General features: G+C 58.5%; 31 protein-coding genes and 2 pseudogenes. 8 read left to right on the plus strand and 25 right to left on the minus strand.

Annotation, left to right across the window (positions count from 1 at the left end):
* Nucleotides 1–86: 86 nt before the first annotated feature.
* The 5 genes and pseudogenes from QK293_RS09295 to tsaA all read left to right on the plus strand — a co-directional run bounded on the left by QK293_RS09295 (nt 87) and on the right by tsaA (nt 3,240).
* The gene (locus tag QK293_RS09295) at nt 87–560 is read left to right on the plus strand and encodes a GNAT family N-acetyltransferase (protein WP_282376908.1); all 474 of its coding nucleotides are present in this window, start codon (nt 87–89) and stop codon (nt 558–560) included.
* 82 nt (nt 561–642) lie between these two features.
* Nucleotides 643–1,353 carry an rRNA pseudouridine synthase gene (locus tag QK293_RS09300; protein ID WP_010462687.1) on the plus strand — a complete coding sequence of 237 codons (711 nt, stop codon included), beginning with the start codon at nt 643–645 and terminating at the stop codon, nt 1,351–1,353.
* 75 nt (nt 1,354–1,428) lie between these two features.
* On the plus strand, nt 1,429–1,899 hold the full coding sequence (locus tag QK293_RS09305) for a DUF1456 family protein (protein ID WP_282376910.1): 471 nt from the start codon (nt 1,429–1,431) through the stop codon (nt 1,897–1,899).
* Nucleotides 1,900–2,035: 136 nt separating this feature from the next.
* Nucleotides 2,036–2,460, plus strand: a pseudogene (locus QK293_RS09310) (SDR family oxidoreductase).
* Nucleotides 2,461–2,538: 78 nt separating this feature from the next.
* On the plus strand, nt 2,539–3,240 hold the full coding sequence (gene tsaA / locus QK293_RS09315) for a tRNA (N6-threonylcarbamoyladenosine(37)-N6)-methyltransferase TrmO (protein ID WP_282376911.1): 702 nt from the start codon (nt 2,539–2,541) through the stop codon (nt 3,238–3,240).
* Between the two features lie 90 nt (nt 3,241–3,330).
* Here tsaA and fpr read toward each other — a convergent pair whose 3' ends face one another.
* A complete protein-coding gene (gene fpr / locus QK293_RS09320; protein ID WP_282376913.1) occupies nt 3,331–4,110 on the minus strand; it encodes a ferredoxin-NADP reductase in 780 nt (259 codons plus the stop codon).
* A gap of 150 nt (nt 4,111–4,260) precedes the next feature.
* Here fpr and QK293_RS09325 point away from each other — a divergent pair, with 150 nt between their 5' ends.
* Nucleotides 4,261–5,187: a LysR family transcriptional regulator gene (locus QK293_RS09325; RefSeq protein ID WP_008153977.1), complete on the plus strand. Its 927-nt coding sequence runs from the start codon at nt 4,261–4,263 to the stop codon at nt 5,185–5,187.
* On the opposite strand, the gene QK293_RS09330 is transcribed toward QK293_RS09325, so the two are convergent.
* From QK293_RS09330 to QK293_RS09340, 3 genes are all read right to left on the minus strand, one after another.
* Complete coding sequence (locus tag QK293_RS09330; protein WP_282376914.1) at nt 5,184–5,546, minus strand: diacylglycerol kinase; 363 nt, start codon at nt 5,544–5,546, stop codon at nt 5,184–5,186. The genes QK293_RS09325 and QK293_RS09330 overlap by 4 nt on opposite strands.
* 76 nt (nt 5,547–5,622) lie before the next feature.
* Entirely contained in the window at nt 5,623–6,273 is a 651-nt protein-coding gene (erdR, locus tag QK293_RS09335; RefSeq protein ID WP_282376915.1) for a response regulator transcription factor ErdR, read from the minus strand.
* A 210-nt stretch (nt 6,274–6,483) separates the two neighbouring features.
* Nucleotides 6,484–7,242, minus strand: coding sequence for a tRNA-uridine aminocarboxypropyltransferase (locus QK293_RS09340; protein WP_282376916.1), 759 nt, complete (start codon nt 7,240–7,242; stop codon nt 6,484–6,486).
* A 188-nt stretch (nt 7,243–7,430) separates the two neighbouring features.
* Between QK293_RS09340 and QK293_RS09345 the strand changes: the two genes are divergently transcribed.
* Nucleotides 7,431–7,856, plus strand: a complete 426-nt coding sequence (locus QK293_RS09345) for a PA3611 family quorum-sensing-regulated virulence factor (RefSeq protein ID WP_282376918.1) — start codon at nt 7,431–7,433, stop codon at nt 7,854–7,856.
* Here the strand turns inward: QK293_RS09345 and QK293_RS09350 are convergent, their stop codons facing one another.
* Complete coding sequence (locus tag QK293_RS09350; RefSeq protein ID WP_282376920.1) at nt 7,857–8,051, minus strand: hypothetical protein; 195 nt, start codon at nt 8,049–8,051, stop codon at nt 7,857–7,859.
* A 361-nt stretch (nt 8,052–8,412) separates the two neighbouring features.
* On the opposite strand from QK293_RS09350, the gene QK293_RS09355 reads away from it, so the two are divergent.
* Nucleotides 8,413–9,531 carry a TIGR00730 family Rossman fold protein gene (locus QK293_RS09355; RefSeq protein ID WP_282376921.1) on the plus strand — a complete coding sequence of 373 codons (1,119 nt, stop codon included), beginning with the start codon at nt 8,413–8,415 and terminating at the stop codon, nt 9,529–9,531.
* Nucleotides 9,532–9,572: 41 nt separating this feature from the next.
* Here QK293_RS09355 and recX read toward each other — a convergent pair whose 3' ends face one another.
* From recX to QK293_RS09455, 20 genes and pseudogenes are all read right to left on the minus strand, one after another.
* On the minus strand, nt 9,573–10,040 hold the full coding sequence (recX, locus tag QK293_RS09360; RefSeq protein ID WP_282376923.1) for a recombination regulator RecX: 468 nt from the start codon (nt 10,038–10,040) through the stop codon (nt 9,573–9,575).
* Between the two features lie 8 nt (nt 10,041–10,048).
* Nucleotides 10,049–11,101, minus strand: coding sequence for a recombinase RecA (gene recA, locus QK293_RS09365; protein ID WP_282376924.1), 1,053 nt, complete (start codon nt 11,099–11,101; stop codon nt 10,049–10,051).
* 83 nt (nt 11,102–11,184) lie between these two features.
* Nucleotides 11,185–11,685 (minus strand): CinA family protein, encoded by a 501-nt coding sequence (locus QK293_RS09370; protein ID WP_282376925.1) that lies wholly within the window; start codon nt 11,683–11,685, stop codon nt 11,185–11,187.
* 80 nt (nt 11,686–11,765) lie between these two features.
* Nucleotides 11,766–12,302, minus strand: a complete 537-nt coding sequence (locus tag QK293_RS09375) for a lysis system i-spanin subunit Rz (protein ID WP_282376926.1) — start codon at nt 12,300–12,302, stop codon at nt 11,766–11,768.
* Complete coding sequence (locus QK293_RS09380; RefSeq protein ID WP_282376927.1) at nt 12,284–12,847, minus strand: glycoside hydrolase family 19 protein; 564 nt, start codon at nt 12,845–12,847, stop codon at nt 12,284–12,286. The genes QK293_RS09375 and QK293_RS09380 overlap by 19 nt, the downstream gene beginning before the upstream one ends.
* Before the next feature lie 3 nt (nt 12,848–12,850).
* On the minus strand, nt 12,851–13,255 hold the full coding sequence (locus QK293_RS09385; protein ID WP_282376928.1) for a phage tail assembly chaperone: 405 nt from the start codon (nt 13,253–13,255) through the stop codon (nt 12,851–12,853).
* A gap of 13 nt (nt 13,256–13,268) precedes the next feature.
* Nucleotides 13,269–14,480, minus strand: a complete 1,212-nt coding sequence (locus tag QK293_RS09390; protein WP_282376929.1) for a carbohydrate-binding protein CenC — start codon at nt 14,478–14,480, stop codon at nt 13,269–13,271.
* 42 nt (nt 14,481–14,522) lie between these two features.
* Nucleotides 14,523–15,083: a tail fiber assembly protein gene (locus tag QK293_RS09395; RefSeq protein ID WP_282376930.1), complete on the minus strand. Its 561-nt coding sequence runs from the start codon at nt 15,081–15,083 to the stop codon at nt 14,523–14,525.
* Between the two features lie 7 nt (nt 15,084–15,090).
* Nucleotides 15,091–16,185: a phage tail protein gene (locus tag QK293_RS09400; RefSeq protein ID WP_282376931.1), complete on the minus strand. Its 1,095-nt coding sequence runs from the start codon at nt 16,183–16,185 to the stop codon at nt 15,091–15,093.
* An 80-nt stretch (nt 16,186–16,265) separates the two neighbouring features.
* Entirely contained in the window at nt 16,266–16,691 is a 426-nt protein-coding gene (locus QK293_RS09405) for a phage tail assembly chaperone (RefSeq protein ID WP_282376932.1), read from the minus strand.
* 534 nt (nt 16,692–17,225) lie between these two features.
* Nucleotides 17,226–17,423: pseudogene (locus QK293_RS09410) on the minus strand (hypothetical protein); the annotation flags it as partial.
* A 13-nt stretch (nt 17,424–17,436) separates the two neighbouring features.
* Nucleotides 17,437–18,036: a putative phage tail protein gene (locus QK293_RS09415; RefSeq protein WP_282376933.1), complete on the minus strand. Its 600-nt coding sequence runs from the start codon at nt 18,034–18,036 to the stop codon at nt 17,437–17,439.
* On the minus strand, nt 18,027–19,067 hold the full coding sequence (locus QK293_RS09420) for a baseplate J/gp47 family protein (RefSeq protein WP_282376934.1): 1,041 nt from the start codon (nt 19,065–19,067) through the stop codon (nt 18,027–18,029). Before QK293_RS09420 ends, QK293_RS09415 begins: the two co-directional genes overlap by 10 nt.
* Nucleotides 19,057–19,455 carry a phage GP46 family protein gene (locus tag QK293_RS09425; RefSeq protein ID WP_038979177.1) on the minus strand — a complete coding sequence of 133 codons (399 nt, stop codon included), beginning with the start codon at nt 19,453–19,455 and terminating at the stop codon, nt 19,057–19,059. The genes QK293_RS09420 and QK293_RS09425 overlap by 11 nt, the downstream gene beginning before the upstream one ends.
* Nucleotides 19,455–19,964 carry a phage baseplate assembly protein gene (locus QK293_RS09430; protein WP_282376937.1) on the minus strand — a complete coding sequence of 170 codons (510 nt, stop codon included), beginning with the start codon at nt 19,962–19,964 and terminating at the stop codon, nt 19,455–19,457. The genes QK293_RS09425 and QK293_RS09430 overlap by 1 nt, the downstream gene beginning before the upstream one ends.
* Before the next feature lie 36 nt (nt 19,965–20,000).
* Nucleotides 20,001–21,041, minus strand: coding sequence for a phage baseplate assembly protein (locus QK293_RS09435; protein ID WP_282376938.1), 1,041 nt, complete (start codon nt 21,039–21,041; stop codon nt 20,001–20,003).
* Between the two features lie 3 nt (nt 21,042–21,044).
* Nucleotides 21,045–22,283 carry a DNA circularization N-terminal domain-containing protein gene (locus QK293_RS09440; RefSeq protein WP_282376940.1) on the minus strand — a complete coding sequence of 413 codons (1,239 nt, stop codon included), beginning with the start codon at nt 22,281–22,283 and terminating at the stop codon, nt 21,045–21,047.
* Nucleotides 22,270–23,832 (minus strand): phage tail protein, encoded by a 1,563-nt coding sequence (locus tag QK293_RS09445; protein ID WP_282376941.1) that lies wholly within the window; start codon nt 23,830–23,832, stop codon nt 22,270–22,272. Before QK293_RS09445 ends, QK293_RS09440 begins: the two co-directional genes overlap by 14 nt.
* Before the next feature lie 130 nt (nt 23,833–23,962).
* Nucleotides 23,963–24,259 (minus strand): phage tail assembly protein, encoded by a 297-nt coding sequence (locus tag QK293_RS09450; RefSeq protein ID WP_046054588.1) that lies wholly within the window; start codon nt 24,257–24,259, stop codon nt 23,963–23,965.
* Complete coding sequence (locus QK293_RS09455; protein WP_282376942.1) at nt 24,256–24,603, minus strand: phage tail tube protein; 348 nt, start codon at nt 24,601–24,603, stop codon at nt 24,256–24,258. Before QK293_RS09455 ends, QK293_RS09450 begins: the two co-directional genes overlap by 4 nt.
* Nucleotides 24,604–24,632: the final 29 nt, after the last annotated feature.

Consider the following 24,632-nt stretch of genomic DNA (forward strand, 5'->3'; position numbering starts at 1 on the left):
CGGGGCTTTTTTACGGCTATCGTTTTGTGAGGAAAGGATTCTCAACATTCACAGAAGCAGCGAGTAAAAAGAAGGAGCCGCCGGCCATGCGCCAACATTCGGTCATCCACACGCCGAAACACAGCGACTACGAAGAACTCACGCAAGTCTGGGAAGCGTCGGTGCGCGCCACCCATGACTTTCTGCCGGACAGTTATATCGAACTGCTGAAGAACCTGGTGCTGACCCGCTACCTCGATGCGGTGATGCTGATCTGTACCAAAGACCCGCGCCAGCGCATCACCGGGTTCGCCGGGGTGGCGGCGGGCAAGATCGAAATGCTCTTCATCGACCCGGCTCACCGTGGCCAGGGCCTGGGCAAGCAGTTGCTGCGCTATGCCATGGAACACCTGAATGCCGATGAACTGGACGTCAACGAACAGAACCCGCAAGCCTTGGGTTTCTACTTCAAACAGGGCTTCGAAGTGATCGGTCGCTCCGAGCATGACGGCATGGGCCAGCCTTATCCGCTGCTGCACATGCGCATGAAACAGGCGAATCAGCGCGCTCAACCAGGCTAAAAGCTTTACTGCGCAAATGGACCCGCGATTAACCGGCGCCCAGCAGGTACAATGCCCACCCCTTTTTTGTTACGGCCCTGTCATGACTGACCCGATTCGTCTCTCCAAACGCCTCATCGAACTCGTCGGCTGTTCCCGTCGGGAGGCTGAGCTGTTCATCGAGGGCGGCTGGGTCACCGTGGACGGCGAAGTCATCGACGAGCCGCAGTTCAAGGTCGACACGCAAAAAGTCGAGCTTGATCCAGAAGCCAAGGCCACTGCGCCGGAGCCGGTGACCATCCTGCTGAACGTGCCCGTGGGCATGGATGCGGAAACGGCCATGGCGACGATCAGCGCCGAGACCTTGAGCGAAGAACATCGCTTCAGCAAACGTCCGCTCAAGGGCCACTTCCTGCGCCTGACCGCCAGCACCGACTTGCAGGCCAATGCCAGCGGTCTGCTGGTGTTCACCCAGGACTGGAAGATCCTGCGCAAACTCACCGCCGATTCCGCCAAAATTGAGCAAGAGTACGTGGTCGAGGTTGAAGGCGACATGGTGGCTCACGGCCTCAACCGCCTGAACCACGGCCTGACTTACAAGGGCAAGGAACTGCCGCCGGTCAAGGCCAGCTGGCAGAACGAAAACCGTCTGCGCTTTGCGATGAAGAACCCGCAACCGGGCGTGATCGCCCTGTTCTGCCAGGCCGTAGGCCTGAAGGTCGTCGCCATCCGCCGCATCCGCATTGGCGGCGTATCCATCGGCAAAGTGCCGCTGGGGCAATGGCGCTACCTGTCCGGCAAAGAGAAGTTCTAATTCTTTTCACGCCGCCACACTTTTCGGCGCCGCTGTGTATGCGGCGCCCACTGCTGAATATCAGGATTGCACACCATGATTCATAACGACGTACTGCGCAGCGTGCGCTACATGCTCGACATCAGCGACAAGAAAGTCATCGAGATCATCAAGCTCGGCGGCATGGACGTGACCCTGGAAGACCTGGTGACGTACCTCGATAAGAAAGAGGAAGACGAGGAAGGCTTCGTGCGCTGCCCGGACGAAGTCATGGCGCATTTCCTCGACGGCCTGGTGACCTTCAAACGCGGCAAGGACGAAAGCCGTTCGCCGCAACCGATCGAAGTGCCGGTGACCAACAACATCATCCTGAAAAAGCTGCGTGTGGCCTTCGAACTGAAAGAAGACGACATGCACGCGATTCTCAAGGCGTCCGAGTTCCCGGTGTCCAAGCCTGAACTGAGCGCGCTGTTCCGCAAGTTCGGCCACACCAACTACCGTCCGTGCGGCGACCAGTTGCTGCGCAACTTCCTCAAGGGCCTGACCCTGCGCGTGCGCCCGCAGTAAGCGTCCGCCAGCCTTGAGCTGCAAACCTGTAGCTCAAGGCCAGGCTGTATAGACCCTCATTCCTCGCAAAAATAGTGGCTCCGCTTCTGGCGGCTGACGACTAGGGTGTATTGACCCTCAGCTCTCAGGATTCGCCATGCACCCGTACTTTCCCCTGCAAGGCCGCACCGCTCTGGTGACCGGCGGCACCCGTGGTATCGGCAAAATGATCGCCAAGGCTTATGTCGAGGCTGGCGCCACCGTGTACGTCTGCGCCCGGGATGCTGGAGCCTGTCAGCACCGAGTAAAGCGGCCCTGCATCAACTGCCTCGGATTCTCGCGCGGGAGCTGGTGAGCCAGCACATCAACGTCAACGTCATCGCCCCGGGGCGTTTTCCGAGCAAGATGACTCAGCACATCGGCAATGATGAACAGGCGCTGGCTGAGGATACGGCGCTAATTCCAATGAAGCGCTGGGGCCGGGAGGAAGAGATGGCGGCGCAGGGGATCAGTTTGGCGAGTACGGCTGGGGCGTACATGACCGGGAATATTATTCCTTTGGATGGTGGTTTCAGTCTCTAGATCGGCGGTGCGGCCATCACCAGACTTGAGGCCCGTCGGGTTATCATGCCCACCCTAACCCCGCTTCGACCCCAAACCATGACCTACAGCGTTTCCCCCATCGGCTTCGTGCGCTCCTGCTTCAAGGAGAAGTTCGCCATCCCGCGCCAGCCGCAACTGGCCCCGGCCGCTCGTGGCGTGCTGGAACTGGTGGCGCCGTTCGATCAGGGTGACGCAGTGCAAGGTCTGGAGCAGGTCAGCCATGTCTGGCTGCTGTTCCTGTTTCACCAAGCCCTGGAAGAAAAGCCACGACTGAAAGTGCGCCCTCCTCGCCTCGGCGGTAACAAATCCATGGGTGTGTTCGCCACCCGCGCGACGCATCGACCCAATGGCATCGGCCAGTCAGTGGTCAAACTGGACAAGGTTGAAGCCAATCGGCTGTGGATATCCGGTATCGACCTGCTGGACGGCACGCCGATTCTCGACATCAAACCCTACGTGCCTTACGCCGACATCATTGATACGGCCTCCAACAGCATCGCCAGCGCAGCGCCGCAGCTGATTCCCGTGCAGTGGGCAGATTCAGCGCTGCAACAGGCTCACGGCCATGCTCAGCGCCTTGAAGAACCGCTGGTGGCGTTGATCGAGCAATGCCTGGCACAAGATCCACGTCCGGCGTACCAGATTCCCACCCCTGAACGGGAATACGGCGCACAGTTCTGGGATCTGGATGTGCGTTGGCACTACCCCGAGGCGGGTGTGATCCGCGTCCTTGAAGTCATTCCCGCTTCCAACCTGTAGCTGCCGCAGGCTCCTACAGAGATTGTATCCGGCATAAAAAACCCCCATTGCCTGCTAAGGCAATGGGGGTTTTTGAGTGATACGGTTTGCTTACTTCTCGACGAACGCACGCTCGATCAGGTAATCACCCGGCTCGCGCATCCGCGGCGACACTTTCAGGCCGAAGCTGTTCAACACTTCGCTGGTCTCGTCGAGCATGCTCGGGCTGCCGCACAGCATGGCGCGGTCGTCCTGCGGATTGATCGGTGGCAGGCCGATGTCGCTGAACAGCTTGCCGCTGCGCATCAGGTCGGTCAGGCGACCTTCGTTCTCGAACGGCTCGCGGGTCACGGTCGGATAGTAGATCAACTTGTCACGCAGGGCCTCGCCGAAGAACTCATTCTGCGGCAAGTGCTCGGTGATGAATTCGCGGTAAGCGACTTCGTTGACGTAACGCACGCCGTGGCACAGGATCACTTTTTCGAAACGCTCGTAGGTTTCCGGGTCCTGGATGACGCTCATGAACGGCGCCAGACCGGTACCGGTGCTGAGCAGGTACAAATGTTTGCCGGGCTTCAAATCATCCAGCACCAACGTACCGGTAGGCTTTTTGCTGATGATGATCTCATCGCCTTCCTTCAGATGCTGCAACTGGGAAGTCAGCGGGCCATCAGGCACCTTGATGCTGAAGAACTCGAGATGCTCTTCCCAGTTCGGGCTGGCAATCGAGTAAGCGCGCATGAGCGGCCGGCCGCTGGGCTGTTGCAGGCCGATCATCACGAACTGACCGTTCTCGAAGCGCAGGCCCGGATCGCGGGTGCACTTGAAGCTGAACAGAGTGTCGTTCCAGTGATGAACACTGAGGACACGCTCGTGGTTCATGTTGCTCATGTACGTGGGACTCCTGGGGATTTTGTCTGCGCTTGCTCTGCGCCTGCTCTGCGAAAAATGAGCTGATGTGCACAATTGCATCGCATTCTAATGGCAGCCACAATATCTGTTAACTGGATTATTAAGATAAGGGTTATCGGTTATATAGATATGCGATTTACTCTCCGTCAACTTCAAGTATTCGTCGCCGTCGCCCAGCAGGAAAGCGTGTCCCGTGCTGCGGGTCTGCTCAACCTCTCGCAGTCGGCGGCGAGCACCTCGATCACCGAGCTAGAGCGTCAGTCCAGCTGTCAGCTGTTCGACCGCGCCGGCAAACGGCTGAGCCTCAACGCCCTCGGCAAACAGCTGCTGCCGCAAGCGGTGGCGTTGCTCGATCAGTCCAAAGAAATCGAAGACTTGCTCAATGGCAAATCGGGATTCGGCTCTCTGGCGGTCGGCGCGACCCTGACCATCGGCAATTACCTGGCCACCTTGCTGATCGGCAGCTTCATGCAGCGCCATCCGGAAAGCCAGGTGAAGCTGCACGTGCAGAACACTGCCAACATTGTGCAGCAGGTTGCCCACTATGAAATTGATCTGGGTCTAATCGAAGGCGACTGCAGCCATCCAGACATCGAAGTGCAGAGCTGGGTCGAGGATGAGCTGGTGGTGTTCTGCGCGCCCCAGCATCCGCTGGCCAAACGCGGCACGGCGACTATGGAAGAGCTGACCCACGAAGCCTGGATTCTGCGTGAACAGGGTTCTGGCACGCGACTGACCTTTGACCAGGCCATGCGTCACCATCGCAGCTCGCTGAATATCCGACTGGAACTGGAACACACCGAAGCGATCAAGCGTGCTGTGGAGTCTGGGTTGGGGATTGGGTGTATTTCTCGCCTGGCACTGCGCGATGCATTTCGCCGTGGCAGCCTGGTGCCCGTGGAGACACCGGATCTGGACCTGGCGCGGCAATTCTATTTCATCTGGCACAAACAGAAATATCAGACATCAGCGATGCGTGAATTTCTCGACCTGTGCCGCGCCTTCACCGCCGGGGTTCAGCGCAGCGACGAGATTGTGCTGCCCACCATCGCTTAAAGCAGAATCACCGCCCACACCAGCGCGATCATGCTCAGCGCCACGAATTGAGCGGCGCTGCCCATGTCCTTGGCGTTCTTGGACAGCGGGTGCAATTCAAGGGAAATGCGGTCGATGGCCGCTTCCACTGCCGAATTGAGCAATTCGACGATCAATGCCAGCAAACACACTGCAATCAGCAACGCCTGCTCGACGCGACTGACGTTCAGGAAGAACGACAGCGGGACCAATATGACGTTGAGCAACACCAGCTGCCGAAAGGCCGCTTCGCCGGTGAAGGCTGCGCGCAGGCCGTCCAGGGAATAACCGGAGGCGTTAAGGATGCGTTTTAGGCCGGTTTGGCCTTTGAAAGGTGACATAAAGTAGGCAACTGACCAGGAAGGAAGTGGGAAAGCTAGATTAAGCAAAGTCAAAAAAGCGTGAACATGCAGCGCCTTAGTGGTTCGAAATTGACTCAAGTTGTTGCAGAAGCAACGCTGCCTGCGTCCGGGTCCGCACATTCAGCTTGCGAAAAATCGCTGTCACGTGGGCCTTGATCGTCGCTTCGGAAACGCTCAGTTCGTAGGCTATCTGCTTATTCAGCAAACCTTCACAGACCATGGTCAGGACACGAAACTGCTGGGGCGTGAGGCTCGCAAGGCCTTCGCTGGCGGCCTTGGCTTCGGCGGAAACGCTGACCGCCTCGAACGCCTGGGGCGGCCAGAACACATCACCATCGAGCACCGCGCGTACGGCTTTCTGGATGACGCTCAGATCACTGGACTTGGGGATGAAGCCGCTGGCGCCGAACTCACGGGACTTCACCATAATCGAAGCTTCTTCCTGGGCCGACACCATGACCACCGGAATCTGCGGATACTGACCGCGCAGCAGCACCAACCCAGAAAAACCGTAGGCCCCCGGCATGTTCAGGTCCAGCAGCACTAAATCCCAGTCGGACTTCTCGTCAAGACGGGTTTCCAACTCGGCAATGCTCGCCACTTCCACCAGACGGACTTCGGGGCCCAGGCCTAGAGTCAACGCTTGATGCAGGGCGCTACGAAAAAGAGGGTGGTCATCGGCAATCAGGATTTCGTATGTGGCCATTTTTCAAATGATCCTGTTTTTCAAACAACTCAAGGCACAGCCACGGAGCTGCACCAACAGGGCACGTTCAACGCCAATCACGTGGCTATTCACGTAAAGAATACGGCGTATCAAACTTTGGCCGCGCCCTAATCGGCGCCAAGCATGCCCAGCGAAACCGGGGTGGTCAAGGTGCAGGGCCGGTACAGTTCTTTGCAGTATGGGCGACAATCAGCAGATGACCGGGGCCGTGTTCTGCACGAAAGGCATCAGTTCGGCGTGGGCTGGCGTTGCAACGTTCATGTCCAGTTGATGTTTCGCATCCAGGTAATGCTGGCTGAACACGTCGAAATAAGCGTCCAGCGCCGACGCAGCCTCGGTATCACCTGCAAGATCGAGACACAGCGCCGCCACCTCGGCCGTGCACAAATGCTCGCTGCGGGTCGACCTGCGCAACCGGTACCGCGACAACTTCTCGGGCAACAGGCTCAGGATCGGCAACGCATTAAAATACGGGCTTTTGCGGAAAATCTTCCGGGCTTCGGTCCAGGTCGCGTCTAGTAGAATGAACAGTGGTCGCTTGGTGCTATCGGCTTCGACGGTGTTCGTCACTCGCTCAGGTTCGACGTATTCACCTGGAAAGACCAGATACGGTTGCCATTGCGGGTCGGCCAGCAACGCCAGCAACTGCGGATCAGTTTCCGTGCGTGACCAGATAAATGCATGGTTGTCGCGCACCACATCGGCGATCAGCCAACCGGTGTTGCTCGGCTTAAACACTTCCTTGTTGGTCATGATCAGGCACACACCAGAGCGGGCCTCGACCTGCGGGCGCCAGGCGCATAGGCAGTGGCTCTCGATCACGCGGCAGGCTCGGCAACGCGACGCCCTCCAGCCTCGGGCCTGAATCGGCTTGATACCCTCTTCCTCTCGCTCATCGCGCAAGCGGGCTACTGCGTTTGCAGCAAAGCGTGGGGTTGCAGGGTTCATCGCAGGCAACGCCGGCAGGGGAAGAAAATCGACACGTAAACACTCGGCAGGGCAGAAAGTGCCGGCAGTTTATCAGAGCAGTCGGCGCAAGCCTGTACCGTCCAGGTCTCGTCCCCTATAATTCGCCGCCACTGAACGCACAGTCATGTGATGGGTCGAACCACCAGTCACTGAACCAGGAGAGTTTCATGCTGCGCCTTATCGTTCCCACCGCTGCCATTTTGCTGGCGTCGTCCTTCAGCGCTCAAGCTGCTTCCTTGAGTGAGCAGAATCTCACCAGAGAGCTGCGAAACGTCGCCACACAAAGCAGTGCTGGCACTCCACGGGCGATCAACGAAGACATTCTTGATCAGGGATACACCGTCGAAGGCAACACGCTGATCAATCATCTGAGTGTACAAAGCAGCCACGCCAACAAGATGCGTGCCGACCCGAAAGCCGTGTATTTCCAGCTGGGCGCCTCTGTGTGCAACAACCCATCGTTCCGCAAGCTGATGGCCAAGGGCGCGGTCATGCGTTACGACTTCACTGAGGTGAAGACCAACCGCTCAGTCGGCTCCGCCAGCTATCAGGAATCGGACTGCCCAAAAGCGGCTCCGGCCAAGAAGAAGTAATCAATGGGAATTGGCGCGCCGCTGTTCATCCTCGGCGCGCAGTTCTGCCACCAGCGCCTGCAAGTAACGTGAACGTCGGTCGGCCCCCTCCAGACGCCGGCAGCACTCCTCTTCGAGACTCAAATGATTGGTCTCGGCCGATGACTTCAGTAATCGATACAGTTGCGTATCGATCTCCAGAATGACTCTGGCCATCGCTTCCCGCCTCCTTGCACCTCGCCCTTGCTTGAGCGATAAAATCCTTGAACCACTTGTACCGTACGCCCTGCCTTTGACGCAAAGTTGACGTGCCTGTCATTTAGTAAATCAGACTATCGGACACGCGGGCTGCGTTCAGACGAGCGGTGAAAGCACCTCGCAAATCGCCAATAAGCGGTTGCCAGGAAAGACTTTGCGGCGCAATGATCAAGTCAGCGAAAATCTCTGCGAGGGTCTAGATTCATAGTGTTCACGTTCACTTTTCAGGGCAGAAAAGGGGCTGCCCATTGCACGTCTTGTTGCGCGAATGTTTCCTTCATCCAAGGGAAAAACAGAGCCTGTATGGAAGGAGAAGTTGATGCCTTACCAACCGAATGACCTCCTGAGCCGTCATTTTGAAGAAAGCGGCCACGACCTCATCAGCAAGGTCGAAGAGCAACTCAACCTGGTTTCACCCAACAGCCCGAACACCCCGATCTACCGCGACATGATCCTGACCGTGCTACGCATGGCCCAGGAAGATCACAACCGCTGGAATGCCAAGATCACCCTGCAAGCCCTACGCGAACTGGAACATGCCTTCCGTGCGCTGGAGCAGTTCAGGGGGCGCCGCAAGGTCACCGTTTTTGGCTCGGCCCGAACACCGATAGAACATCCTTTATACGGTCTGGCCCGGGAACTTGGCGCCGCGCTGGCGCGCTCAGATTTGATGGTCATCACCGGTGCCGGTGGCGGCATCATGGCGGCGGCCCACGAAGGTGCCGGCCTGGCACACAGCCTGGGATTCAATATCACCCTCCCCTTCGAACAGCATGCCAATCCCACCGTGAATGGCACCACCAACTTGCTGCCCTTCCACTTCTTCTTTACCCGCAAGCTGTTCTTCGTCAAGGAAGCCGATGCGCTGGTCCTGTGCCCAGGAGGTTTCGGCACCCTGGATGAAGCGCTGGAAGTGCTGACTCTGATTCAGACCGGTAAAAGCCCGCTGGTGCCCGTGATACTGCTGGACGCTCCTGGCGGCAAGTTCTGGCAAGGTGCGTTGGACTTCATTCACCATCAGCTGGAGGAAAATCGCTACATCCTGCCGACCGATATGAAGCTCGTGAGCTTGGTCTACAGCGCGGAAGAGGCTGTGGAGCAGATCAACCAGTTCTACAGCAACTTCCACTCCAGCCGCTGGCTCAAGCATCAGTTTGTGATTCGCATGAATCACAAACTAAGCGACCAGGCGCTCGAACACATGCAGGGGGCATTTGCCGACCTGTGTCTGAGCGATCATTTCCATCAACATGCCTACAGCGGTGAGGAACACGACGAACCGCAGTTCAGCCATCTGGCGCGACTGGCCTTCACCTTCAATGCCCGTGATCATGGTCGGCTGCGGGAACTGGTGGATTACATCAACTTGCCGGAAAACTGGGCGCAGTCCAAACCCCAATCGCAACAGCGCACGCGGGAACCGTCCAAGGTTACGTAGGCAAAAAAACGGCCCACTATCGAAATAGTGAGCCGTTTCAGTCAATCATCCATCCCTCGGCCGCCGAACAAGCGGCTGATCATTTCCATTGAATATCCCCGATAACTCAGGAACCTGCCCTGTTTGGCACGTTCCCGGGCGTCTATCGGTAAATGCCCGGAAAATTTTCGCCGCCAAGTGTCTTCCAGTTGTTCCTGCCAGCTGATACCGCTCTCGCGTAAAGCAAGTTCGATGTCGATACGTTGCAGGCCGCGCTGGCTCAACTCTTCACGAATACGCAAAGGGCCATAACCGGAACGGGCACGGTAGGAAACAAAGCTTTCGAGATAGCGGGACTCGGACAGCAGGCCTTCTTCCGTCAAACGGTCGAGTGCCGTGTCGATCATTTCAGGAAGGGCGCCGCGTTGGCGCAGTTTACGCGTCAACTCGACTCGACCGTGCTCGCGTCGCGCGAGCAGGTCCATTGCGGTTCGCCGCACCGCGACGAGTGTATCGAGTACGGCGGTCATCGGTTCAATCAGATATCAGCGTCAGCCAGGTCATCAGCCGTCTCTTTGACCGGCGATGCTTTAACGTCCGGCGCTGGAGTCAGCAGTTTGTCGCGCAGCTGCTTCTCAAGTTTCGTGGCGATTTCCGGGTTGTCCGCCAGGAACTTGGCCGAGTTGGCTTTGCCCTGACCGATCTTGGTGCCTTCGTAGGCATACCAGGCACCGGACTTCTCGACGAAACCGTGCAGAACACCCAGGTCGATCATCTCGCCGTTAAGGTAGATGCCCTTGCCGTAAAGAATCTGGAACTCGGCCTGACGGAACGGCGAAGCGACCTTGTTCTTCACAACCTTGACGCGGGTTTCGCTACCGACAACCTCATCACCTTCTTTCACCGCGCCAGTACGGCGGATGTCCAGACGAACCGAAGCGTAGAACTTCAGCGCGTTACCACCGGTAGTGGTTTCCGGGCTGCCGAACATCACGCCGATTTTCATGCGGATCTGGTTGATGAAGATCACCAGGCAGTTGGCGTTCTTGATGTTACCGGTGATTTTACGCAGCGCCTGGGACATCAGACGGGCTTGCAGGCCCACGTGCATGTCACCCATTTCGCCTTCGATTTCAGCTTTTGGTACCAGAGCTGCTACGGAGTCAACGATGATCACGTCAACCGCGTTGGAACGCACCAGCATGTCGGTGATTTCCAGGGCCTGCTCGCCGGTGTCCGGTTGCGAAACCAGCAGGTCGTCGACGTTGACGCCCAGTTTGCCGGCGTATTCAGGGTCGAGGGCGTGCTCGGCATCGACGAATGCGCAGGTCGCGCCGGCTTTTTGAGCCTGGGCGATCACCGACAGTGTCAGCGTGGTTTTACCGGAGGATTCAGGACCGTAGATTTCAACGATACGGCCTTTTGGCAGACCGCCAATGCCGAGCGCAATGTCCAGACCCAGAGAGCCAGTGGAGATAGCCGGGATCGCCTGACGGTCCTGATCGCCCATACGCATTACGGCACCCTTGCCGAATTGACGTTCGATCTGACCCAGGGCTGCAGCCAAGGCTTTCTTCTTGTTGTCGTCCATTAAAGTCCTCACGTAATCAATAAGGCCTGACGGCCAAAACCTGTATAAGTAGCCAGTATTATTCCACAGCGTTTCAGGATCGCCTACCCCTGATTTGAGATTTCTTCAGCGGTATGGCGCAGCAGCCCCTCTAGCGCGGCCTTCACCGTTTGTCGGCGGACCTCGTCACGGTTACCGGGAAAGTGCTGCACCTCGCTGAACACCTGCTCACCAACGCCCCAGGCCAGCCACACGGTGCCCACCGGCTTGCTCGGCGAACCGCCATCCGGCCCCGCCACACCGCTGACCGCCACGGCAAAACGCGCCTGGCATTTTTTCTGCGCGCCTCGGACCATGGCCTCGACCACCTCGCGACTGACCGCCCCCACCGTCGCAAACAACTCGACCGGGACATTCAATTGCTCGGTTTTCTGGGGGTTGGAGTAAGTGACATAACCGGCCTCAAACCATGCCGAACTCCCCGGAATCCGGGTGATCGCCTCGCTGATCCCGCCGCCGGTACAGGACTCGGCGGCGGTGACATGGGCATTGAGAACCTGCAAACGCCTGCCAAGTTCAGCGGCCAGTTGGGTGATTTCTTTCACGGTCATCTCCTGAGCAAGCGGAATGAGAACTACCGTACACGAGCGGATAACGCTTGCAAGGCGCAGGATCGATCAAAATGTTAGCGAGCGAGGGCTCTGATATAAGCCTGACAGGCCTGCAGGGCAATCAGAGCGCTGTCACCGGCGTCGGTGATGGTGATAATTCGTTGAGCATGCGTCGGATCAAGTCGGGCACGCGCGGCTCCATGATCCACGCCGCCGGTGCTGGAGGCGGTTGGCACTCCACAGGCCGAGGCGGCGTCATTGGCATCGAGGAGGACTGACAGGCGCAGATCAGCAGTGGCAAGACGATCGCGCAGGCGACCTTGATCACGTTGGGCATCGCTAAGCGCTCGGTAATGGTTTTGTTCGCTGGTCGAAAGACGCTGCTCCAGTGCTAGACGCTTGCCCTGCTCGGTCTGTTGCTGCGTCGCGGCTGCCTGGGTCAGCAGATTCAGCGCCTCGGCATGCAACCTGGCCTGTTCCGCCAGTTGCCGGCCATACCGCCAATCCTGAAACTGCCAGGCCAGCGCCGCCGAGCCACCGGCCAACACAGCCAGAAACACAACAACGCCAATGACGCGGTAAGACATCGGCATCAAACCGAAGGCGGGCATAACACCGCCCTCGCCCGTGCCCAGAGTTGCAAACGGTCTTGCAGCCCGTTCAGGCCGCCGTTGATGCGGCGGGTGATGCTGTTGAACTGGTCGCGGTCGGCCAGTTCGTTGAAGCCATTTTGCTCCCAGAACCACGCGGCCGACTCGGCGGCCCACTGCGGTTGCTCCAGTAGTTCTGGCAAAAACAGTAAACGATCATCACCGAAGAGTCCGAGACTGCACTGAAGGTAATTGTCGCGACCAGTGATCTGAATCAGGCCTCGGCCACGGTACTTTTGACCGTCGCCGTCCGGCTCCGGAGTGTTACCCAACCGGGCAGCGAGGGAACCGGTATCGTATTTGCCGAGGTATCGATTACTCCCCAACTCACGCACGTACTGCAACTGCCCTGACTCGTGACCCACTTGTGCGAGGAAGGCGGCGACGCGTTTCGGGGTGTTGATGTTGCGGTGGGCCATGGCGGTGTTGAGGGCGGAAATGAAAACACCCGCTTGAGGGCGGGCGTTGGGGAAAATTTGTTGCAACTGCGCTGAAGTGAGAGACATGGGTCATGTTCCATTTGCCGTTGTTTTAAACCAGACCGGCGCCAGGGGTTTGCTGAAGTCTTTTGGAAAGTTGGCTAGCGAGGGCCAGTCGCGCAGATCCTGCCGGTAATCCAGCAGTTCATGATATTGATCGCTGCTCAAAGCCAACGGAGTGCCGGCAGCTTGCTCATCGCGATCACGGTCGACCAGCCATTGGCTGGCGGCCAGTTCCTGGTTCCGCCAGGCTCGGGCAACTGTGGCTGGTTCAGGTTCTGCCTCCGGATCGTCTTCCAGCACGGCGAGCAACGGCACGCCACCACTCGCCAGCCATTGCTGGTATTCATCCCAGAAACGGTGATGCCGAGGCACGGTTGCTCCGTCAGGCAGACGAATGACAGTGGCCGGGTCTTTAGTGAGTTGATAGTGCATAGGGAAAACCTCCTTAAAGTTCGGCATCGGCGGTGGCGTGGATGTAATAAGTCTGAGTAACCAGCCCGATATCGGAGTTATCTACCCAGATGCCGCGAGTCGACACCCCAAGAGGTCGAGCATTAGCCGATGAAACTTCATCGCTCCCCGAACGCCATTGCCCAGCGACCCCCTTCGAAGTAGTGGTAAACAAACTGAGACTTGGAATAGCTCTCTTCTCAACCTTGAAGGTCCACTGAGCCAAGGGCTGTGAGGCAAAGCTCGTTTGCCCCTGTTTCACTGTGGATAACAGCGCACCGTAGGGACCTGTCATGCTTCCAGGCGGCAGATCCTGGCTATAGGTTTTTTCGTAATAACGCTGACACATCATCAACTCATCGCCAGGGCTACGGAGCTCGAACGGCGTCGACACCCGCCCCTCTTCCAACTGGATCTGCGCCAGGTCTATAACCTGCAAAACATTCAACGGCAGGTCAAAGGAGAGCCGCAGAAAGTCATTGCCACTACTTCCCAACGTTTTGCCCGCCAGGGACGGTACTTGAATCGTCGAGCTGTATCGGGTCCAGGAGGTTTTGAGTTGAAAGCTGCCAACCGGCGTCACGGTATCCACACTACCGCCCGCTCCGCAATACTGCGCGACAGTCACATTGAGTTGACGCGCCGTGTCGGCCTTGGCCCAGAACGTCAGCGTCGCGGTTTTCCCCGCCAAGGTCCTGACCGACTCGATAGCCTGGGAAATTTTATGCACGCTGGCGCCAACTCCCGCAGTGATTTGCTGCCAACGCATAAAGTAACGGGGCTCATTGGGCACCTCACCCTGACCCAGCGCAAAGCTCTGCCGGGAAATATTCACCCCGGCGTTTCCGTTCCAGTCGCAACGAAAACGGTCAGCGATATAAGCACCGGTGTAAGGCCCCAAGTTGACTGTACCGCGCTGCCAGATATCGAAGTTGCCATTAATCAGCAGGTTTTTGCGATAAACCTGCACCGGAAAACTCTGTTGGGGGTCGAGTTTCGCCAACTCTTTAATGGCCAGGCTCAACTGATCATTTTGATTCTCGGAAGGCATCAGTCCCGCGGCGGTGATGGCGTTGAGAATTTCCTGGGTGACGCTGTTACCCCAACTGGCTGGAATCAGGGAGCCGGGAGTTCCGGCTATCGGGTTTTCATCGGCAAATCTACCGTTGACCAGTCCTGCACTGGGGACGCTTTTTGGATAGTCCATTTGATCTACTCAAGTTGTAGGGCATAAACACAGGCAGTGCAGTTACTCGGTCGAGCCTGGAACCTGAGGCCAGTCGATCTCTGCAGGAAAGGTTGCTTGCCGTTCAAGGCGATTCAACTCAACGCTGTAGAGTTTCCATTCCATCAATGCCAGTTGCTCATCGTGAGTGCCGTCGCCGATATCTTCGGCATATTGAAGCGGGGCTATACGCAGGACTGCGTCACGAAGTAGCGCGTCTCGCTTGGTGAACACCTGATTCCTGACATCCGCCAATCGCGCCTGGTCATCCGACTCCCAGGTGTTATCACGCCAGACATAAAACTCACCCGGCCATGGAATCGTGGTAAAGGCGTCAGGCAGCTCCCCAAGTTCACTCCAGATCTGCTGAGCCCCGCCCTCTTTGCGATACACCAGACCGCGCCGGTCGATCACTTCGCGCGGGACATTATTGACCAGTGCCCATGTACGGCCCTGTTCCGGAGGCGGCAATTCAAATGAAAGTTCAACGGCATTACTGGGCAGTTGAATACCGATTCCCGGCGTCACGAAGAACTCCACGGGCCCCGACAAGGCGCCCGAGTTATCAATCAGATAATTAAACATGGACACCTCAGATAAGTTTGATGCGGCCGGGATAGGCGATGTTGCGAGGACGGGATTTGAAGAGATAGAGCAAGGTGCCGGCAGGATCCATCTGGTAACTGGTTCCGGCCGGATAGATGGGGCCGCCATTGCTGAGCGAGCCGATATATTGTGGCTCCTCACGGGTGTCGGCACCGACGGCAGCCAGACTGTCACTCCATCGTGACCCTACTGCACCGCCGCCATTCGCCCCCATGGCATAGGAATGAGAAGTTCCGGGCTGGAAGGCACCCACTACACGCCCGGCATCCACGCCACGGCCTTCGTCCAGAACCCTTAAAAACTCCCCGCGATTTTCAGGTCCACGGAACGTCAGCGCACCGTCACCGCTAGTCCACTTACCTTCGTTCCCGACCCGCGCGGCCTCGGTCCCGAGCATTCCCGATTGCTGGGCGTGATCCCACAACCACGGCCACTGCGCACGGTTCATGACCGAGCCGTTGAGTGCCCCATAGCCACCGGGACTGAGCAGCGTGGTCGTTTCGAAAAACGGTCGACCCAAGGGGGTATTGTCAAACCGCCCCACCGGCCACCAACTGCCAGCGCCATCACTGCGCAGATGCCACCAGTCACCACCGCCCATCAGTACGAGAAACGTATAACCGGCTGCCGAAAGATGGGTATGAAATTTGAGTCGGTCAGTGCCGGCAGCCCGGATAACGAGGCGGTTACCGCTATTGTCTACGCGTCGAAGAATGACGTCGCGAACGCCCATGGCAACGTTGGCTGGCGGAAGAGTGATGGTGGCGGCGCCGGGGCTTGCATCAATCAACACCAGACCGAGTTCTTCCGGCGCCAGCAGCTTTGATGCCGCTAGCCGGGTGACCACCGAACGCATCGGGCTCGTCACGCCAATGATCGCCTGGATGGCCTTGAGCAACTGGCCGTTGTCCGCCTCCAACGGCGCCATTCCGGCGCCGGCCACCACACTCAAAATCTCTTGCGTAACAGCATTGCCCCAAACCGCTGGTATCAACGATCCGGGCGAACCGGCCACCGGGTTTTCGTCAACAAACCGTCCATTGACCAGCCCGACACTGGGGACGCTTTTTGGATAATCCATATTTCATTCCTTGTCTGGAATATTCATTGGAGATACCGATAGCGCGCTTGAATCAAAGCGTTCATACCAGCGGTATCCGTTCACTCGACAGTCATCCAGACTGGCTTTTTTGGACGCGAGCGTTTGGAGGGAAACTTCTTCGCCTGAGGCCACTTGCGCAGTGCCTGCAGATAAACCAGCAGCGCCTGATAGTCAGTGTCGGAAAGCGTGGTGGCCTTCATCAGTTCCAACTCGTCCCGATGTCGGTCGCGAAGCCAGACCACGCGCGCAAATTCGTTGTCGCGCCATGCCTTGGCTTCCTGCAAAAGTTGTTCTTCCGAGAGCGGCGCAAGTTCAACCAACACCGGCAGGCCCTGATCGTCATGAGATCTATCTGTTCCCGCCTTCGGATTGGCAATCACCGCGCTATAGCATTCGTCGTCAATTTCAACGGCATCTTCGGGAAGCCTGGTGTGATAACCCGCCAGGTAGGTGTTACCGGTACTGCGGCTATAAAAACGCTTCATTTCAGTTCCCCACACTCAGGACAGCGATCCAGCCAGTACCACCGGAATTGCTCATGACCTGAACCTGACGGCGTCAAAGTAAGTGACCAGGGGTGCTGTAGTGATATCAACAAACGGAGCGTTCCCCGAGTGCGAATAACTGGCCCATGCGCCCCGGCACTGGTTTTTAAAGGCCAGTGGCCAAGGTTTGGATACGTAGCCGCCATTGACGCTGATAGAAACCTGTACCCACTGAATCATGAAGCCGCCCAGCCAGGCCGGAAACGCGATGTAGCCGTTTTCCGCAAAACTGTAGGAGACACCCAGACAGAGTTTTTTCGGTGTCACGATTGTGGTGTCGTCTGCTGCGGCATTGACTTGGGCTTGAGAAGCGATGCGTGCCCAGCCAAAGATCGACTCTGTCGCTTGCACCACTTTCTTTTCTATCGCCTGAAACACCCGTAGCGGCGTCATCAATCGACTGCTGCTTGCTCCTGACTCAGCTTCTTCCTTGCTCGCGAAAGAGTCGGCCTTGTTCTTCTCGACAATCACCGAGATCGCCGCTCTGAGCTGAGTGCTATCCGCTTCAGCAGGCACAAGACCGGCGGCGGTTATGACATTGACGATTTCATCCGTGACGCTGTTGCCCCACCTCGCCGGAATCAACGACCCCGGCGTCCCCATCAACGGGTTCTCATCCACAAACTTCCCATTCACCAACCCGGCGCTGGGCACACTTTTCGGATAGTCCATCCACCTCTACTCCTTAGTCATAATTGATGTGCACCTTGGTATGCGCCGGTGCGCTGCGATGGATCTGGCATTCCAGTGCAGAACCCGGGTTCATACCGAAGCGTTCGCCCCAGTAACTGGCGCCGAAACGTCGGCCCAGCAGCAGGCGGCCACCGGTGTTCAGCGTCCACATGAAATGCGCCTGCCATGTTCCGAAATGCGTCTGGCCAAACCGGGCCCGTCCCATTCGCGGGACTTCAAGCTCGGTGATGGTGGCGTTCGGGTACCCCTGACTCTTGGCGATCTCGACGTAGTAGCTGATGGCTTGGCTGCCAACAGCGAGCAGTCGACGGCGTACGGCGAGGCGGCGGTCGTCGAACAGTGGCGTCGCGCCCAGGCACGGGTCGGGCAGGTTCATCACCCGCTCCCAATCCGGCACCAGTTCGCTGACGCCGGCGGGGTCCATTTCGTTGAGCAGGTCGGCGGCGCGGGCGTCGAGGCGGGCCAGTTCCTGGGCGACGCCTTCAAGGACTTCTTCAAGTTCCGGGACCCGCTCGGGGTCCCACGCGGGACCGCTGGGTAGCAGGCTGCGCAGTTGGGCCCGGTATTGTGCGGCGGTTCTGATCACTGCCATACGCAACCTCCGAAGGTCAGCAACTGGTTGCTCTCGGCTTCGACGTCGGCGGTAGGTGACTTGAGACCGTGATCACTTTCGCCGGTTGCGCTGCTGATGGCTTCACGGATGTGACTTACCAGCAAAGTGTCGCCCAGGCCTCCTTCGCGGTTATGCAGATCGCGCAGTTGCGCTTCAACAGCGGCGCGTACGGCCGTGGTGTCGGGCTTCAGGTTCAGTCGGTAGGTCACCGGCACTTGTACCGGTGGCAGCACACGCAACTCGGCGGTGACCGGGCGCAGAGGTTCGATGTAGGCCTTGACTTCAGCCAGTTGCTCGGGATTGGGGACGGGTTTCGCATCGTCGTCCCGCATGATGTACAGACTGACAATGCCGGGGCCGGGATAGCTGCCGCGACACCAGGCACGGGTCACCCCCGGACATTCAAGCGCCCAGGTTTCGTAGTCTTGCGCCGAACCGCCGTGAGGAATGATCCGGTAAGAACGAATCACCCGGGACCGCAGGGATTCCAGACTTTCTCGAGCGATTCCGCCGGTCAACCCCGGCGCCAGCACCGTGAAGCTGTTGCCGATAATGCCCAGAATCGGCTGCACCGGAATCAGCGTCATGCCGGCGTCGGCATTCCCGAGACTGCCGGCGTCGAGGGCGGCGATGGTGGTGCTGTTCAAGCCATTGCTGGTGGTGCGGGCGGAAGTGACTTTGTAAATGCGACCGTCGTTCGATTGCAGCAGAGTATCGACGTCCAGCACAGCGCCAGCGCTGGCGGTAAAGCTGACGCTGCCACTGGCCGATTGTGCGGCTTTGCGCGGCTGGTTAAGACGCAGTGCGGCGATCCGTTCCAGGGTCGACTCATCGGCCTTGTCCGGAAGGATCTGCTCGGCGATCCAGTTCAGATAGCCATACAGACCATAGGCGGCGCCACCGAGGGTGCGGGCCAGCACTTGCGCATCGGACTGGCGCAGCGAATCGCTGGCCAGGTCGCTTTGGGTGCGCTTGATCAGCACCGGCAGCGAAGGGGTTTCAAACGGCATAGATCACCTGCCAACTGTTATCAGGGTTGATGTCCAGGCGCTCGCCGTCGGCCAGGGTCAGGACCGTGCGCAGGTTCAGGCGCTGAGCGTCGAGGCGTTCGCTGATGATGTCGATGGCGCTGCAGTGGCCGTCGTCGATCAGCCATTGCAAGGCTTCGCGGGCATAGAACTCGGCGTCCATCTGGGTCTGTCGGGTCAGCTTGACCCGCCGCAGCAGCCACAGGCGTGAGCCGATACGGTCGTCCGCGACCGTAGGAAAGGTGTCGCCCCACCAGCCGAAACGTTCTTCGTCATCGAGGGCATCGTCATCGGCGGCGCGGCGCCAGGTGAACAGGCTGATCAGCACTGAACGGGTCAGTGCGGCGTGGAGGTTTTGGCTGATAAACATCACTGGCCTCCCGCCGGCACGCCGGTCTGGCCGTTGCCCGCCTGCACGCCGACGTGCACGTGCTTGATCTGGCTGATGCCACCGGCAATCTGATCGCCCTGAGAGACGATCTTGCCGGTCTGGTTCAGGGTCGGTGTGTCGATATTTACGGCAGTGCTGGCGCGGATGTTCAGGGTGGTGGTTTCGATGTCGATGATCCGTCCACGCTTGAAGTGGATCTTGTCGCCTTCGTCGGTGTAGATCGCTACTTCGCCCTGGGCCAGTGCCTTGAGGCGATAGCGGCGGTCGGCGACCACCAGCACGATGGCGTGAGAACGATCGCCACCCAAAAACGTGGCGATACCTTCAGCACCGGCCAGCGGATTGCTGGTGAAACCGTAGGGTTCGAAGTGTTCCATGTCGTCGTTCACTTCACCGGCGGTGAGGCGCATTTGCAGGGATTGAAGCTTGGTAGCCGAGTTGGCGAGCACGACAGTGCCGCGCGCCAGGAGGCGTGTCAGTAGGCTCATGTGGATTACCTTGTAGGAGCGAGGCATAGCGGGGTGTCAGGTTTTTGGAGGCACCGGGTTCGCATCGAAGGTGTAAGGCGGCGCCACTAGAAGTGTGGTGACCGAGCCCTGTTCGGACAGCGAGTAAGTCACCTTGGAGATCAGCATGTCGTGGTCAAAACCCAATACCTTGTCGATCACCCGCACCAAGGTGTTGTGCTTCCACAAATCACCGTTGGATTGCCGCCAACCTTGTACCCGATAGGTCGTGGTGCCAGCCTTGCCGACGCGAACACCGCTTTCCCAATCGGCACGCTGCTGCGCCAGTTCCGGGGTCAATTGCGCGCTTTCGTTGATCACGGTGATCCGCTTGCGCCCGATAATCGGGTCGGTGGAAACCCCGGACACTTCGCTCACGGCCGCACCGCTCTTCTCGTCGCCGCCCTTGTGCTGACCGATCACCCGGTACTCGGAGAACACCTGGCTGAAGTCCATCGGCGCGTTGGCCGACAGAATATTTTTGCCCAGCTCAAGCACATCACTCGCTCGCCCGCCGCTGCCCGGCCGGGCCAGTACTACCCGACCTTCAGCGTCATCGGTGGAAAACACCCGAAACAGCGTGAGCAAGCGGTCGATCGACTGAAAGACCGTTTCCCCCGGCACGATGGTGTGGCTGCCGAGCCGCGTGGTTTCCGGGATTTCGCTGACCACTTTCCCGGCATAGGGCGCGGCCAGCGCTTCGACGATGCTGAGTAACGATTGCTGATGCCATTGGTTGGGCGTGTTGATCGCCGCACAGTCCACCAGGTCCTGAGTCTTTGAACTGCCTTCGATACTCAGGCTGATCTGCCGCCCGTCATAGCTGATCGGCGCCTTGAACACATACCCGCTGAGCACCAGATCGCAACCGATTCGCACTTGGCAGGGCGCACCCGGACGAATGGGTCGGTCGACCGTCTGCCCTGGCCATTGCCAGGTGATATCGAGCTTGAAAGTGCGGAACTGGCGCTCTAGGTCCGCGGTGATTTCAACGCTTTTCCAGCCGCCATACTCCAGACCGTCAACGGTCAGCAACACGCTGTTGTCGAGTTCATTCATGGTCTATTTCCCCAGGACTTTTACGTCGTCCAGCGGGAGAAAACCCGGATGAATAATGCCGTTGCGCTGTAGTACTTCAGCGATTCGCGTGGCGTCTCCACTTTGCTGATAGATCACGACCAGCCCCGGAAGGCTTTGCTTGAAAGACTTGCTGACCAGTCGAACGCCGGACGACGCGACCGCTTTCAAATGCGCCCGGAGCGCCTGGCGCAGATTGCTCATCGCCAGATAGTGCGCAGGATCCGCCTTGGCCTCGGGCAGCTTGAACACTTCCTCAAGTGCCACACGCAAGGCCTCTAAATCGTCGACCACCGGAACGTCCTGGTGCGTGGTCGGTTGCACAGCCTGATGCCCGACCGGCAGGTTGGTGACCCGCTTGACTGCCTGCGAAGCCACCGGCATCGACGCGACCCACTGGGCCATTTGCACAATCAAAGTGTCCTGCACCAGATTGGTCAGCGCCTGGGCCGCAGCGGTGGTGTCCTTGCCGGTGGTGAGCTTCGGCGCATCGGCCTTCTTGATGGCTTCGACCTGTTGGGAGACGTTGGCAATCACGCCACGATAACCTTCACGGGCGAAGTCCTTCAGTTCGTTGATGTCGCCGATCAATCCCTTGAATTCCGCCGCCACGTCCTTGGGCAGTTCCTTGACGGCTTTGACCAGATCGCTGATCTGCTGGTACTCATCGATCAACGGCTGAAGGTGCTGCTGAATCACCTCGTAAGCCTCCTTGATGCTGTTGCGCAGGTTGGCAATGCCGATCCGCGCAGCCTTGATCAAAGTCATCGCGTCTTCGAAACGCTTCACTGCGGAGCCCAGCAAGCTGTCGGCCGACACCAGCAATAGCTTCTGCGTACTGACCGCCGCCGTCGGAAACGGCACCGGTTGATCGGGGTAAAACTTCAGGGTAAAGGTCACCAGCCCGCCGTCCTGGCGGGTGTGAGTCATGTCGCATTCGCCGACCTTGACCTGCAGACGTCCCAGCCACGGGTGAACCAGCTCACCACTGCCCTGCTCCAGCGCCTTGAGCAGTTTGTCGCGCTGCTCCAGGCAATCGGGGCCGACGATAAATGCGGTCAGATCGTGAATCTTCGCCTGCAGGCCAAGGCCCTCGAAATACGGCAGATCGCGCTGCGGGTACTCGTGCAACTGGCCCTTTTGGCCGACCGAGTTTTTCGCCTGATCGACCCAGAACTGGACGCCGCGAAACGACGCCGGCATCAAACGATCACGCCAGCTCATTGGAACCTCCAAGGGACAGTGTGCGGTAGCCGATGCGCGAATTGAGCGCCAGCGCCGGTTGATTGGTTTGCGGCTGATCGGTGCGCATGCCGGCCGGCGCATTTTCGAAGCGCACGGTCAGGCCGCCTTCGAGTTGTGTGCGGCTGTTGGCGGCGCTTTGCTGAATCAGGGCGTTGGAGTTTTGTGTCAGGGATCCAGGCTGCATCGAGGGTTTGTGCGGCAGATTACCGGGCAGCACCGACAGGCTTTGTGGTTGCTCGGTATCGGTGCCAAAAAACGCCGGCGCAAACTTACCGTTGCCTTCGGCATTGGTTTTTTCTTGAGCCTCGGTCAGGCCTTCGACCTTGCCGGTCACACTGGCGACAAGACTGCCGAAACCACCGGCAAAGAATTCCTTGATCGGCGCGACGACGCCTTGCAGCTTGTCCCACCATTGGCTGAACCATTCGGTGATCGGCTCCCAACGCTTTTTGATCTCCTCCAACGGAAACCAGTCAAACAGGCTGCGCAGCGTGCCGTACATCACCAGCGCCGGGACCTTGATGCTGTCCCAGATACCGGAAAACAATTCGGTGACCGCGCCCCAGCCAGCGATGATCAACTCCCGCGGCGACCAGTCGAACAGGCCGTGCAGAAAGTCCATGACCGGCACCGACAGCGCTCTGAGCAAGTCCCAGATGGCCGAGAACAGGCCCGTCAACGGAGTCCAGTTGCTGATGATCAAACCCAGTGGTGACCAGGAAAAAAGCGTCTGAAAAAATCCGATTACCGGCGTGGCCGCCGCTTTGATGACGTCCCAGATCGCCGCGAACACGGCGGTGATCGGTCCCCAATGGCTGATGATTTGTCCCAGCGGCGTGAACGCAAACATCGTCCTGAAGAACTCGACCATGGGCATCACGACCGGAGAAATCTTTTGCCAAAGCCCGGCGAAGAACGCCGAAATGGGTTTCCAGTTGGCCACAATCAAACCGGCTGCCAAGGCGATGCCCGTGGCAATCAACACGATGGGATGGGTCTTGAGCACCCTGTTCATCAGATCGAACACTTGGGTCGCGCCGGTCACGGCGGTTTGCATCGCCGAAAACGCAATGGCACCGGCCGCAATTCCCTCGACCAGCTTCGGGTTGTCATTGAGCAGACTGCCAAAGCCAATGAGCAGCGGCTGAAGCCCTGCCGTGACGGTCGCGACGGCAGGTTGTAACGCGGTATTAGCGGCAGCCGACACCTGCTCCATCGACCGACTGAACACATTCATGGTTTGCGCGGCGCTGGTCGGTACGCTCGGCACATCGACACCTTTGGCGGCCTCATTGACCTCGGTCAATTGGCCCTTGAACGCAGCGGAGGCCTTGATCCCGTCCACGAAGGGCGTGATCACGCTGCCACCCTTGAACAGACCGCTGATATCCAGCTTGCCCAGCCCGGTTTGTTCAAGATGTGTTCTGAAGCCCTCGACCTTCGCTCGAAGGCCGGCGAGCCTGGGGGTCAGTTCATCGATCCCGGTCAGCCGGACCGACTTTTCATCTTCCTTTTCTATGTCTGCCATCACTGCACCTGCTGCATCGCATTGATCCGTTGCGCGTGCTCCAGCGATTCGCGGAGCACATCCAGTGGCCTGGCCATCATCTGTTCGGGGTCAACCTTCCAGAACCAGGCCAGGTCATAGGCGACTGAAATCAGGTCGGTGATGGCTCCGACGCCGCACTCATGAAAAAACTCGCGACAGCCCAGCTCAGCGCGTTGAGGTCAGCCAGGTCCAACTGATTGACCGACGACGGCGGGATGCCGGCGCAGACCGCGATGTATTTGGCCGCGACGTCCATGTCGAGGCTGACTTCTTCGCTCTTGTCGATCTTGTACGGCAGCGCCTTGATCGCTCGAACTTCCTGCACCGTTGGACGGCGCAGGTTGAGTTCGGTCAAGGGCTCGCCGTGAGCTTCGATCGCAACCTGAAGCTTCACGGCGCCAGTCATTGCCAGGTCCCCTTGATGCCTTCGAATTTCAGTTCGATGGTGGCGTCGTCGCCTTTGGAGACAGGCTCTTCCACCAGGTAGGCGCCAGCCAGTACGTAGACTTTGCCGTTGCTGAATTCGCAAGTGACGGTCATGTCAGTGCCTGCGATCAGTTGCTTGAGCGGGAAGTCCGCGGTGTGCAGCGCCGTCACTTTGAACGACGGGGAAATGTCGGTTTCCTTGTAGAAACCCGGTACGACGGTTTCCCGTTTCACAGCCATCAACGGCGCTTCGCAGCCGCCATTGATAGTCAGTTGAGCGCCGTCCACTTTGACGTAGCAGGTGCCCGCAATCAGTTGACCCATGGTGTTTCTCCCTTCAAATAAAAAGCCCA

The organism is Pseudomonas sp. AL03, from assembly GCF_029960815.1.
In the GTDB taxonomy this organism is placed as follows: domain Bacteria; phylum Pseudomonadota; class Gammaproteobacteria; order Pseudomonadales; family Pseudomonadaceae; genus Aquipseudomonas.

What these genes read in the sequence shown, in the direction of transcription:
- QK293_RS09300 (WP_010462687.1), top strand. Translation starts at nt 643, where the DNA reads ATGACTGACCCGATTCGTCTCTCCAAACGCCTCATCGAACTCGTCGGC.
- QK293_RS09295 (WP_282376908.1), top strand. Translation starts at nt 87, where the DNA reads ATGCGCCAACATTCGGTCATCCACACGCCGAAACACAGCGACTACGAA.
- QK293_RS09375 (WP_282376926.1), bottom strand. Translation starts at nt 12,302, where the DNA reads ATGCCCGCCTTCGGTTTGATGCCGATGTCTTACCGCGTCATTGGCGTT.
- erdR (WP_282376915.1), bottom strand. Translation starts at nt 6,273, where the DNA reads ATGGCCACATACGAAATCCTGATTGCCGATGACCACCCTCTTTTTCGT.
- QK293_RS09420 (WP_282376934.1), bottom strand. Translation starts at nt 19,067, where the DNA reads ATGCCGTTTGAAACCCCTTCGCTGCCGGTGCTGATCAAGCGCACCCAA.
- QK293_RS09395 (WP_282376930.1), bottom strand. Translation starts at nt 15,083, where the DNA reads ATGTTTAATTATCTGATTGATAACTCGGGCGCCTTGTCGGGGCCCGTG.
- QK293_RS09400 (WP_282376931.1), bottom strand. Translation starts at nt 16,185, where the DNA reads ATGGATTATCCAAAAAGCGTCCCCAGTGTCGGGCTGGTCAATGGACGG.
- recX (WP_282376923.1), bottom strand. Translation starts at nt 10,040, where the DNA reads ATGACCGCCGTACTCGATACACTCGTCGCGGTGCGGCGAACCGCAATG.
- QK293_RS09380 (WP_282376927.1), bottom strand. Translation starts at nt 12,847, where the DNA reads ATGTCTCTCACTTCAGCGCAGTTGCAACAAATTTTCCCCAACGCCCGC.
- QK293_RS09390 (WP_282376929.1), bottom strand. Translation starts at nt 14,480, where the DNA reads ATGGACTATCCAAAAAGCGTCCCCAGTGCAGGACTGGTCAACGGTAGA.
- QK293_RS09440 (WP_282376940.1), bottom strand. Translation starts at nt 22,283, where the DNA reads ATGAGCTGGCGTGATCGTTTGATGCCGGCGTCGTTTCGCGGCGTCCAG.
- recA (WP_282376924.1), bottom strand. Translation starts at nt 11,101, where the DNA reads ATGGACGACAACAAGAAGAAAGCCTTGGCTGCAGCCCTGGGTCAGATC.
- QK293_RS09405 (WP_282376932.1), bottom strand. Translation starts at nt 16,691, where the DNA reads ATGAAGCGTTTTTATAGCCGCAGTACCGGTAACACCTACCTGGCGGGT.
- QK293_RS09415 (WP_282376933.1), bottom strand. Translation starts at nt 18,036, where the DNA reads ATGGCAGTGATCAGAACCGCCGCACAATACCGGGCCCAACTGCGCAGC.
- QK293_RS09345 (WP_282376918.1), top strand. Translation starts at nt 7,431, where the DNA reads ATGCTGCGCCTTATCGTTCCCACCGCTGCCATTTTGCTGGCGTCGTCC.
- fpr (WP_282376913.1), bottom strand. Translation starts at nt 4,110, where the DNA reads ATGAGCAACATGAACCACGAGCGTGTCCTCAGTGTTCATCACTGGAAC.
- QK293_RS09435 (WP_282376938.1), bottom strand. Translation starts at nt 21,041, where the DNA reads ATGAATGAACTCGACAACAGCGTGTTGCTGACCGTTGACGGTCTGGAG.
- QK293_RS09455 (WP_282376942.1), bottom strand. Translation starts at nt 24,603, where the DNA reads ATGGGTCAACTGATTGCGGGCACCTGCTACGTCAAAGTGGACGGCGCT.
- QK293_RS09445 (WP_282376941.1), bottom strand. Translation starts at nt 23,832, where the DNA reads ATGGCAGACATAGAAAAGGAAGATGAAAAGTCGGTCCGGCTGACCGGG.
- QK293_RS09325 (WP_008153977.1), top strand. Translation starts at nt 4,261, where the DNA reads ATGCGATTTACTCTCCGTCAACTTCAAGTATTCGTCGCCGTCGCCCAG.
- QK293_RS09385 (WP_282376928.1), bottom strand. Translation starts at nt 13,255, where the DNA reads ATGCACTATCAACTCACTAAAGACCCGGCCACTGTCATTCGTCTGCCT.
- QK293_RS09355 (WP_282376921.1), top strand. Translation starts at nt 8,413, where the DNA reads ATGCCTTACCAACCGAATGACCTCCTGAGCCGTCATTTTGAAGAAAGC.
- QK293_RS09305 (WP_282376910.1), top strand. Translation starts at nt 1,429, where the DNA reads ATGATTCATAACGACGTACTGCGCAGCGTGCGCTACATGCTCGACATC.
- QK293_RS09425 (WP_038979177.1), bottom strand. Translation starts at nt 19,455, where the DNA reads ATGTTTATCAGCCAAAACCTCCACGCCGCACTGACCCGTTCAGTGCTG.
- QK293_RS09430 (WP_282376937.1), bottom strand. Translation starts at nt 19,964, where the DNA reads ATGAGCCTACTGACACGCCTCCTGGCGCGCGGCACTGTCGTGCTCGCC.
- QK293_RS09330 (WP_282376914.1), bottom strand. Translation starts at nt 5,546, where the DNA reads ATGTCACCTTTCAAAGGCCAAACCGGCCTAAAACGCATCCTTAACGCC.
- QK293_RS09350 (WP_282376920.1), bottom strand. Translation starts at nt 8,051, where the DNA reads ATGGCCAGAGTCATTCTGGAGATCGATACGCAACTGTATCGATTACTG.
- tsaA (WP_282376911.1), top strand. Translation starts at nt 2,539, where the DNA reads ATGACCTACAGCGTTTCCCCCATCGGCTTCGTGCGCTCCTGCTTCAAG.
- QK293_RS09450 (WP_046054588.1), bottom strand. Translation starts at nt 24,259, where the DNA reads ATGACTGGCGCCGTGAAGCTTCAGGTTGCGATCGAAGCTCACGGCGAG.
- QK293_RS09340 (WP_282376916.1), bottom strand. Translation starts at nt 7,242, where the DNA reads ATGAACCCTGCAACCCCACGCTTTGCTGCAAACGCAGTAGCCCGCTTG.